Source organism: Virgibacillus sp. AGTR (genome assembly GCF_016919725.2).
GTDB classification, from domain to species: Bacteria; Bacillota; Bacilli; order Bacillales; family Amphibacillaceae; genus Virgibacillus; species Virgibacillus salarius.
The window spans coordinates 1-8,094 of record NZ_JAJERH010000113.1; the positions used below are offsets into that span (position 1 = coordinate 1).

Below are 8,094 nucleotides of genomic sequence, written 5' to 3' on the forward strand. Positions count from 1 at the left end.
TTCAACTGGGCTTTGATTTCTTTCCAAAATCACTATTTCTACACGCCTATTTTTACTCCAATTAACTGCTGAAGTATTAGGCGCTATAGGCTGTGTATCCGCATAACCTACTGATGAAAATCGGGATCTATCAAAGTCATTTTGCTGCAATAAATAACGAATGACACTGCTTGCTCTTGCTCCTGAAAGCTCCCAATTCGAAGGATAACGATAGTTAGAAATTGGTCGACTATCTGTATGTCCCTCAACATGTACATGATTCGGTAGATTTTTGAGTAACGAACCTATTTTGTTTAAAAATGGTTTCCCAGAATTTAGGATAACCGCCTCACCAGAGTCAAACAATATACTCTCCTGTAGTACAAGCTCAACCCCCTGCTTTGTTCTATTAGCAGAAATTACTTTATTCAAGTCATTTTTATCTAAGTAAGCTTCTACTTCCTTCATTAAATCATCTAATGATTGTTCATTTTTATCCGTTTGTTTATCTCGATCGTTTGTGTTCGGCATCTGCGTAGGTGTGTCAAATTCATTAGACTGTTCTCCACTTTCTTCATTACTTGTATTTTCCGTTGGATTGTCCATAGGAACAGGTGAAGGATAAAAATCGAAAATCATTCGATTACGAAATGAATCTGAAATTGCCTCAAATTTCACTAAATCAATTTGCGACATGGAAAACAAAAGAATAAAAAATACTAAAATAAGCGTAACCATATCCGAATAAGTAACCATCCACTTTGGCGCACCATTCTTATTTGATCGTCTTATTTGCCTACGCTTCATGAATACTCTCCTCCACGAATTTAGCAGAATCGTCACTTTCTTGTTTTGCTTTTGATTCGTTGGATAGGAAGGCACTTAATTTTTCTTCCAGTATTCTTGGGTTCTGTCCGGATTGAACACCGATTACACCTTCAATAATGATCTGTTTGAGAAATACTTCTTCTTCCGTTTTACTCTCGAGCTTACTTGCCATGGGTATGAAAACCAAATTTGAAAGAACTGTACCATACAGCGTTGTTAACAACGCCACTGCCATACTCGGCCCTAATGTTGAAGGATCTTGTAAATTATTGAGCATGAGCACCAGTCCAACAAGTGTTCCTATCATTCCCCAAGCTGGTGCGTATTCTCCTGCCTTTTCTATTAAGGATCTGCCTCTATAATGACGATCTTCTACGGCAGTAATCTCAGCGTCCATTATATCTTTAATTACTTCCGGCTCAATACCATCTACAGCTAAGAGAATACCCTTCTTAATAAAAGGATCTTCTACTTCCTCTAGTTCGTTTTCCAGTGCCAATATTCCTTCTCTTCTAGCTCTTTCTGATAAACGAACAAATAATCCAATCAATTCAGGTAAGCGTTGGTCATTCTTATGAAATGCTTCACTTAAGACCTTTCTTGTTAATTTAATTTGTTCCATTTTAAAATTAATCAACATGGAGGCAACTAGTCCTCCGATAACGATAAAAATGGAGGAAATATCCATAAAAATAGATGCCCCACTTGTACCGCTTTTGGAAACAATGGCCAGCATAATCATAATAAAACCTAATGTAATGCCGATAGGAGTTAATATATCACGTTTTCTCATATTCTCTCTCCTCAGATAGCTGTTGATTGAGGATGTTCAAAATTGGAAGTGGCATCGCGTTTTAACCCCTGATAAAGCTTAGTCCACGTGTCTAATCCATCCAATTCCAACATTTGAACATGCATCTTTCATCTCTATTTAGTATATCGGCATCTTTTATTATTTTGTTGAGCTTCTTTTTTCAATCCGGTGCGGTAAAACGACTTTTTTATCTTGTACTTCTTCTTTATTCATATATTTTGTTAAGAGTCTCATTGCCACAGCACCAATATCATACATTGGCTGAACAATCGTTGATAACGTTGGTCTTACCATTGTCGCCAAACGAGTATTGTCAAATCCAAACACTTCTATATCTTCTGGAACACGATAGCCTTTATCTTGCGCGCCATGGATAACGCCTAAAGCCATTTCATCCGAAGCCACAAAAATAGCGGTTGGTTTTTGATCTTGCTCTAACAACTGGTGCACCGCTTCAATTCCTGAGCTATACGAATAATCTCCTTTAATAACCAGTGATTCATTTACGGAATGCGAAGCTTCATTTAATGCTCGGGCGTAGCCTTTATATTTCAACTGATTGATATGCGTATCTTCTAGTCCAGAAACAAACGCAGGTATATCGTTACCTTGCTCTATTAGGAATTTAGTTGCCTCATATGCAGCTTCTTCATAGTCTATATTTACAGAAGGAATTTCATGGTTATCATCATATGTAGCAGCTAACACTACTGGTACAGATGAACTCTTAAACTGTTGAACATGTTCCTCCGTAATATTTCCACCCATAAAAATAATCCCATCTACTTGCTTTTCTAGCATGGTATTTATTAATTGTAACTCTTTGTCTTTATTTTGATCCGAATTACTTAAAATCATATTGTATTTATACATTGTTGCAATGTCTTCAATACCTCGGGCTAATTCTGCGAAGAAAATACTGGATATATCAGGTATAATCGCACCGACAGTTGTTGTTTTCTTACTTGCTAGCCCTCTAGCCACTGCATTGGGACGATATCCTAATCTTTCAATTGTTGCTAATACCTTTTTACGAGTTGTTGGTTTTACATTTGGATTCCCGTTTACGACACGAGAAACTGTAGCCATGGATACATTTGCTTCTCTTGCTACATCATATATTGTAATGTTCATTTTCTTTTTACCTCCTAATATATAGATATCGTTCTCTATTTTCTATATCATACTCTACTATGAAACATTTTTCAAAGCAAAAAAGGCTGATGCATCACAATGGACCATCAACCTCTCTATTTCAGAACATTAAAATGAAACAAAACTTTATTTCATCCGATTAGACATATCCTTAACTTCTTCCATAAAACGATTAAATGTTGGAATATCCATCTGTTGTGCTGAATCTGAAAGGGCAACAGCAGGATCCGGATGAACTTCTGCCATAACACCATCAGCGCCAATTGCAATCGCTGCTTTCGCTGTAGGTAATAGCAGATCTCTTCTACCAGTGGAATGTGTGACATCAACCATAACCGGCAAATGCGTTTCCTGTTTTAATACTGGAACTGCAGAGATATCTAACGTGTTACGTGTCGCTTTTTCATACGTCCGAATTCCTCGTTCACATAAAATGATATTTCCGTTGCCTCGTGAAATGATGTATTCTGCTGCGTTGATAAATTCAGAAATGGTGGCTGAAAGACCACGTTTTAAAAGTACGGGCTTATCCACGTCACCGGCTGCCTTTAACAATTCAAAATTCTGCATGTTTCTAGCACCAATTTGAATTACATCAACATAATCCATTGCCTGCTCAATATGTGCGGGGTTTACAATTTCGCTAACAACAGCTAACCCATACTCATCTGCTGCTCTTTTGAGTAATTGTAAGCCTTCAACACCAAGACCTTGGAAATCATATGGAGACGTTCTTGGTTTAAATGCTCCCCCACGCAGTAGCCTTACTCCATTCTCTTTTACAGCTTTGGCTACACGAGCAACTTGTTCATATCCCTCAACGGCACATGGTCCCATTACAAAATGAATAGAACCGTCTCCAATTGAAGCACCATTGATATCTATGACCGTATTTTCCGGCTTCTTTTTTCTAGATACAAGTAATGCTTTACGGTGATCATCCTCTTGTAGTTCCAAGCTAGCTTTGAAAATTTCCTTAAAGATATGCTCAATGGTTGCGTTCTCGAACGGACCATCATTAATTGAAGTAATTTTATCTAACATATCTCTTTCTCGCACAGGGTCAAATCGCTTAATACTCTGTTTTGCTTTTATTTCCCCGATTTGTTGAACAAGTGTAGCACGTTCATTTATTAACTTTAAAATCTCCTGGTTCACATGATCCAGTTGATCTCTAACCTGATCTAACTCACTCATATTATGTTCCCCCTATGCCTCTTGTTTTTAATAATTAGTGACAATTATAGCTAAAAATTTTTTCTTTGTCGATAAAAAGTTTATAATTGATTCATATTATCTGTTTGAAAGGATTATTGCTTATGAAGGATCGGATTTTTGCACTGGATATTGGGACACGCTCTGTAACTGGAATCATACTAGAAAAGCGTGACCAAACCTATCATATGTTGGATTATTATATGATGGAACATAAAGAACGGTCGATGAGAGATGGACAAATACATAATGTTGTGGCTGTTTCTGAAACAATTATAGAAGTAAAAAATAAATTGGAGTCATCTCACGGCTCGCTTAGCAAGGTGTGTGTTGCTGCTGCTGGAAGAGCATTAATGACTACACAAGCAACTGCTTCTAAATCATTACAGGATACACCGATCACTAGCGAAGAAACAATTAAACACCTAGAATTAAGCGCTGTCCAAATGGCACAATTGAACTTGCAAAAACTACAGCAAGATGCTGATTTATCCTCTTATTATTGCGTTGGCTATTCCGTGTTGCATTATCGTATAGATCAGCAGCAAATTGGTTCACTAATTGATCAGCGAGGTACAGAAGCTTCTGTCGAAATTATCGCTACGTTTTTACCTAAAGTTGTTGTTGAATCATTATTAGCAGCCTTAGGAAGAGCTAACTTAGAAATGGAAGCTCTTACCTTAGAACCTATTGCAGCTATACATGTGCTTATTCCAGAGTCTATGAGAAGATTAAATGTTGTGCTAGTTGATATTGGAGCTGGTACTAGTGATATAGCTATAACGGATAAAGGGACAGTAGTTGCATATGGAATGGTTCCAATTGCGGGTGATGAAATTACGGAAGCAATAAGCGATCAATACTTATTAGATTTTCCATCTGCAGAAAAAGCAAAACGTATGATTGTCGATAATGGTGAAGCTATTGTAGAGGACATTCTAGGATTTGAAGCGACAATTACACCCAACATGATAGAAAACGATATTACGGATGCAATTGATAACTTGGCCACGCAAATATCGAATGAAATTATCAATTTAAATTCACACTCGCCAAAGGCCGTAATGCTTGTTGGTGGAGGAAGTCTAACACCAGGAATAACCAATTCAATAGCTAGTAAATTAAATCTACCGATAAATCGAGTAGCTGTACGGGGAATTGATGCAATTAACCAATTAGAAAAAACCAATAAATTACCTACAGGACCTGATTTTGTCACTCCAATTGGTATAGGAATTGCGGCCAAACAAAATCCTGTCCACTATGTCAGTGTTACAGTTAACGGTAATACGATAAGATTATTTGAAATGAAAGAATTAACAGTGGGAGATTGTCTTATTCAATCCAGTATAGATATTCAAAAATGGTATGGAAAGCCAGGTATAGCCTCGATTATAACTATAAATAACAAAGAAGTTACGTTACCTGGTGAAATTGGTGAACCACCGAGTATCCAATTAAACGATACCAATGCTTCTGTGAATAGTAAGATTCATAATGGTGATATCATAACAATTGAAAAAGGCCGTGATGGAAAGCATGCTCAAGTAACAATTCAGGAACTTCTTGGAGATATACCACCTTTAATGATTTATTATAACGGAGCAAAATATCACATATATCCTCAGTTTGAGGTGAATAACGTACCAGTAACGAAAGAATATAGTATACAAGATCGAGATAATCTTACATGGAGACAACCGAACAGCTTAGAAGCTGTTTTAAATCAAGTATCTTCTGATAAAGTAGGAAAAGATGAACCATTTATCGTCTATGTAAATGAAGAACCAATCCACATTACAAAGGGCGAACCACAAATAGCTCTTAACGGCAAGCCTGCTACAATGGATCATCGTCTTAAGCAAGGAGATCGATTACAGCTATTACTAGCTGAACAGCCAACTGTAAAAGATGTACTGAACCAGTTAAATAAACCATTAACACATAGGATTATGGTTTCGTTTAATAATGAGTCAGTAGAACTTGCTCAACCTCTATATGTAATTAAAAAAGGGGATAGCATACTTGATGAGGATACACCATTAAAAAAGCATGATCGATTAAAAGTTTACGAACAAGAGCAGCAGCCATTTATCTATCAGGACATTTTTCGTTATGTAGATTTAGACCTCACGAACGCCAACGGCAAATTCTCTATATATCAAAATAATGCACCATCTAGCTTTCATTCAACGATTAAGCATGGTGATCATTTACAAATCATTTGGGAATAATACACGGCTTAGTTAGAACAAAAGCGCAAGCCTCCGAATAGAAACGTAGCGACTTTAGCGAGTAAGGAATCACGATGAGTTTGCGAGCCGATGATGACTTAGATTAGAGCGATCGTGAAGTCGCATCGTTTCTGGGCGCTGGGGCTGGACAGACTCAACACGCCCATATTTATCGAGCTAATTTTTATAATTTCCTATACTAATAAAAAGGACTCCACGCAGAATAAAATGGTGTCCTTTTTATTTATGTTCTTTTCATTACTAAGCCTTATTTTGCTAATAGATATTCCTGATAAAAGAACAGACTAAGACATAGCTAAATAAGCGATGAAAATAATGAGAAAACCAAATCCAATAATATAGGCTAAGAAAGCCGGGTTAAGTAATACCGGATGTTTTCTTGTTGCTTTAAATTCAGTATCATACTCACTATTTCTTTCCTCAATATCTTTGCCGACTTTAATTGTAAAAAATAATGCAATAACTACAAGCACTGCACCTAATACGATTAATAGAAGCATGTAAATACCGCCTTTTTTCTTATGTTTTGAAGAAAGACGAGTCCTTATACATTGCATTTTTTTATAAATAAAAAGGGCTGCCCTTAAAGACAGCTCTGTTCTCATAAGACATACCTTTTTATTCGTTACTTCTGTTTTTCTAATTCTTCTGCAGCGTCTTCTATTGCCTCTGCAACTTCTTCTGCTGCTTCTAGTGCCTTATCTTCTTTACTTCTTTTTTCTTGTAATTTAGCCTGTACACTCTTGGTAATTTCCTTTGTTTTCTGTGATGCATTCTTCGTAATTTGAGCTGTTGAATCCATCGCTTTTTTCTTTAGCTCTGAACCAGTTGTATAGGCTTTATCTTTCCAATCTGAACTTTTTTCTTGCGCAACGTCTTTCCAAACATATGCGCGGTCCTTTACTTGATGAGCACCCTGATTAATATCACCTCGTAATTCTTTACCAGATTTTGGAGCCAATAGTAAAGCTGTAACTGCTCCAACAATTCCTCCGATAAAAGTACCCAATAAAAAGTCCTTACTATTCATATTGTTATCTGCCATGTAATTTTCCTCCTATATTTATTTATTTTTTTTCTTCCATAAATCCATAAGAACTGTTCCCCATTTAATGGCCTGAGAGGCTTTTTCAGGATTTTTACTAGCAGTTCGAGAAATACTGTTAGAAAGTTGTCTTAAAGACTGATTGAAATCTTTAACAGTTTCCCCAATACCTTTTGCACCATCAAATAATCCATTCATTTTTGCCGATTTTTGATTAAGGTCATCTGCGAGCTTGTTCGTTTTATTTAATAATTGGGTTGTTTCTTCGGTTATACCCTTCATTTGCTTATCTAAACCTTCTAATGTACCAGCCACATGACTTAACGTTTCCCTGGCTGCTTTTAACGTAATAATTACATAAACAACTAAGACAACAAAAGCTATTGCTGCTATAAACGTTGCTATATATCCGAGAACTTCCACTATGTCCACTCCTTCTACTATCACTATGTATTGTAATATTCTCAATATGTGTATATATCCAGAGAATAGATTTACTAATAAACCTATTTCTACTGATCTCTACTTGTAAAGTATAGCAAAAAATGGCTATAAATAAAAATACCCTTATATATTTCAACTAAAACCTATTGTTCTCTGTCTGATCTAGTCATTTAATGTCCTTATAATATTAATTCGACAACCTTGTATAATTTCCTTTATTTTTATTAGTAATTACAAAAAGTAAAAATTCACAGGTGGGGTTTTACTGCCAGTTATATGTCGGATAAAAAATAGCCTAATAAGATTAGAACTACAGCGATTAAAGAAGTTACTAAGAAAAACTGAGCAAAATTCGCTCA

8 protein-coding genes are annotated in these 8,094 nt (G+C 36.2%); 1 reads left to right on the forward strand and 7 read right to left on the reverse strand.

Annotated features, from left to right (window positions below; all coding sequences use genetic code 11):
- The 4 genes from motS to JUJ52_RS22035 all read right to left on the reverse strand — a co-directional run.
- A partial coding sequence (gene motS / locus JUJ52_RS22020; RefSeq protein WP_228089197.1) for a flagellar motor protein MotS occupies nt 1–786 on the reverse strand: 786 nt, incomplete at its 3' end.
- Complete coding sequence (gene motP, locus JUJ52_RS22025) at nt 776–1,600, reverse strand: flagellar motor protein MotP (protein ID WP_026681467.1); 825 nt, start codon at nt 1,598–1,600, stop codon at nt 776–778. The genes motS and motP, both read right to left, overlap by 11 nt.
- A gap of 159 nt (nt 1,601–1,759) precedes the next feature.
- Entirely contained in the window at nt 1,760–2,755 is a 996-nt protein-coding gene (gene ccpA / locus JUJ52_RS22030) for a catabolite control protein A (protein ID WP_026681468.1), read from the reverse strand.
- Nucleotides 2,756–2,902: 147 nt separating this feature from the next.
- Nucleotides 2,903–3,973 (reverse strand): bifunctional 3-deoxy-7-phosphoheptulonate synthase/chorismate mutase, encoded by a 1,071-nt coding sequence (locus JUJ52_RS22035; RefSeq protein ID WP_026681469.1) that lies wholly within the window; start codon nt 3,971–3,973, stop codon nt 2,903–2,905.
- A gap of 122 nt (nt 3,974–4,095) precedes the next feature.
- On the opposite strand from JUJ52_RS22035, the gene pilM reads away from it, so the two are divergent.
- A complete protein-coding gene (pilM, locus tag JUJ52_RS22040; RefSeq protein WP_026681470.1) occupies nt 4,096–6,225 on the forward strand; it encodes a pilus assembly protein PilM in 2,130 nt (709 codons plus the stop codon).
- Between the two features lie 305 nt (nt 6,226–6,530).
- Here pilM and JUJ52_RS22045 read toward each other — a convergent pair whose 3' ends face one another.
- The 3 genes from JUJ52_RS22045 to JUJ52_RS22055 all read right to left on the reverse strand — a co-directional run bounded on the left by JUJ52_RS22045 (nt 6,531) and on the right by JUJ52_RS22055 (nt 7,714).
- Entirely contained in the window at nt 6,531–6,746 is a 216-nt protein-coding gene (locus tag JUJ52_RS22045; RefSeq protein WP_034679115.1) for a hypothetical protein, read from the reverse strand.
- A gap of 125 nt (nt 6,747–6,871) precedes the next feature.
- A complete protein-coding gene (locus JUJ52_RS22050; protein ID WP_026681471.1) occupies nt 6,872–7,291 on the reverse strand; it encodes a YtxH domain-containing protein in 420 nt (139 codons plus the stop codon).
- 18 nt (nt 7,292–7,309) lie between these two features.
- On the reverse strand, nt 7,310–7,714 hold the full coding sequence (locus JUJ52_RS22055) for a DUF948 domain-containing protein (protein WP_205388714.1): 405 nt from the start codon (nt 7,712–7,714) through the stop codon (nt 7,310–7,312).
- Between the last annotated feature and the right edge of the window lie 380 nt (nt 7,715–8,094).